Raw genomic sequence first — 1964 nt, 5'->3', positions numbered from 1 at the left:
ACGCCGCCAGCGTTCGTTCTGAGCCAGGATCAAACTCTCAATAGTTTTTCTGAAATTTGATTCCGGTTAAAACTTGTTTTTGGAGTTCACGCACGCACTTATTTAGCAGTTTTCAAAGAACGAGATTATTACTTTACCCTAAACATAAATCCTTTGTCAAGGGCAATGGAAAACTTACCCCGTTGGAAAGGCAGGGCTCTCTAACGGGTTTACTTAAAACCTGATTATCTGTTATAAATACACAAGATACGTTTTATTAGTGGGCGATTAGCTCAGTGGGAGAGCGCTTCCTTCACACGGAAGAGGTCGTAGGTTCAATCCCTACATCGCCTACCATATTTAAAGAATTAAGTTAAGGTTGAGGTTAAGGTAAAGTTTCAGGAACAAGTAATCTTAGCCTGAACTTTATTTTTTGGAGAATAAAAAATGCATATCACAATTATCGGAACCGGCTATGTTGGTCTTGTTACAGGTGCCTGCTTTTCTGAATTCGGAGTGTTTGTAACGTGTATCGATAAGGATAAAAATAAAATAGAGTCCTTAAAGAATGGCGTTATTCCTTTTTATGAGCCGGGACTTGAAGACCTTGTAAAAAGAAATTTCAAGCAAGGCAGGCTGAAATTTTCCACAGATATCGGGGAGGCAGTCGAGGAATCTCTCGTTATTTTTATTGCTGTGGGTACTCCTCCGCGGGGCGATGGTTCTGCAGACCTCAGTTATGTGGATGATGTTGCAAAAGAGATCGCAAACCACATTAAAAGCTATAAAGTCATCGTTACAAAAAGCACCGTGCCGGTCGGTACAGGAGAGAGAATAAGAAAGATAATATCACAGCATCTGAAGGAAGAAGTCGATTTCGATATAGTCTCGAATCCTGAATTTCTCCGCGAAGGTGCCGCGATAGAGGATTTCATGAGGCCCAACAGGGTTGTAATAGGAGCAAAGAGCCAGCAGGCAGTAGCAATAATGAAAGACCTGTATAGGCCCCTCTATTTGATCGAGACGCCGTTTGTGATAACAAACATAGAGACTGCAGAGCTAATCAAATATGCATCCAACTCATTCCTTGCAACAAAAGTCTCGTTTATCAATGAAATGGCAAACCTCTGTGAAAAGGTTGGTGCAGATGTCAATGTGGTTGCAAAAGGCATGGGGCTTGACGGAAGGATCGGCCCGAAATTTCTTCATGCTGGCCCTGGATTTGGAGGCTCGTGCTTTCCAAAAGACACAAAGGCATTATTAAAAATCGCATCTGACCACAATATTGAGCTTAGAATCGTGGGTGCCGCCATAAAGGCAAATGAAAATCAGATAGCACGGACAACTGAAAAGATTAAAAACGCATTCAATGCCATAAAAGGCAAAACCATCGCAATCCTCGGACTTTCCTTTAAGCCCAATACAGACGATATAAGGGAGGCGCCTGCTATATCCATTATCCAGAGCTTGTTGAATGCAGATGCTAATATCAGGGCATATGATCCAGTCGCAATGGATAATACAAAAACAGTATTGCCGGACATAACTTACTGCAGTGATGCCTATGATGCTTGTAATGGCGCAGATGCCGTCGTGATTGTCACGGAATGGAACCAGTTCAGAAACCTTGAAATGGAAAGGATAAAGCAGCTTTTGAAACAGCCGTATTTCTTCGACCTGAGAAATATATACGACCCGCAGAAGATGCAGGCACTGGGATTCAGGTATTATTCTGTGGGCCGACGTACTCTATGACCTGTCTTTGCCTGTTTTTGTTTGATAATGGTGAATTATCTCAAGGATTATCTCTTTGTAGCAGGTTGCATCCCGAATATTATCGTATGTCCTCGATGTCTTGATATAGCCCCAGTTGTTGTATCCTTTTTCAATTGCCCTTCTTAACCATTTGCAGGCCTCTTCAGGATCATTTTTGGCTGAATAAAGTTCAGCCATGCTGTTTAATGCATAGATATTGTCAGGATTAA

Annotated in this window: 2 protein-coding genes and 1 tRNA gene; 2 read left to right on the top strand and 1 reads right to left on the bottom strand. The window is 41.9% G+C overall.

The features are described from left to right. The first annotated feature begins 261 nt into the window (after positions 1-261). Both V7L97_RS12415 and V7L97_RS12410 read left to right on the top strand, forming a co-directional pair. Positions 262-336 (top strand) — tRNA-Val (locus tag V7L97_RS12415). A gap of 90 nt (positions 337-426) precedes the next feature. Next, positions 427-1734, top strand: a complete 1308-nt coding sequence (locus tag V7L97_RS12410) for a UDP-glucose dehydrogenase family protein (protein ID WP_333656461.1) — start codon at positions 427-429, stop codon at positions 1732-1734. On the opposite strand, the gene V7L97_RS12405 is transcribed toward V7L97_RS12410, so the two are convergent. Beyond that, positions 1729-1964: TPR end-of-group domain-containing protein (locus tag V7L97_RS12405; RefSeq protein ID WP_333656459.1), on the bottom strand; the 236-nt coding region annotated here is incomplete at its 5' end. The genes V7L97_RS12410 and V7L97_RS12405 overlap by 6 nt on opposite strands.

The sequence above is a fragment of the Dissulfurispira sp. genome (assembly GCF_036745535.1).
In the GTDB taxonomy this organism is placed as follows: Bacteria; Nitrospirota; Thermodesulfovibrionia; order Thermodesulfovibrionales; family Dissulfurispiraceae; genus Dissulfurispira.
Note: the sequence above shows the minus strand (reverse complement) of the source record. Positions and strands in the feature narration are given on the sequence as shown.

Excerpts from the sequence above, each read along its gene's own strand:
- V7L97_RS12410 (WP_333656461.1), top strand. The coding sequence starts at position 427 with ATGCATATCACAATTATCGGAACCGGCTATGTTGGTCTTGTTACAGGT.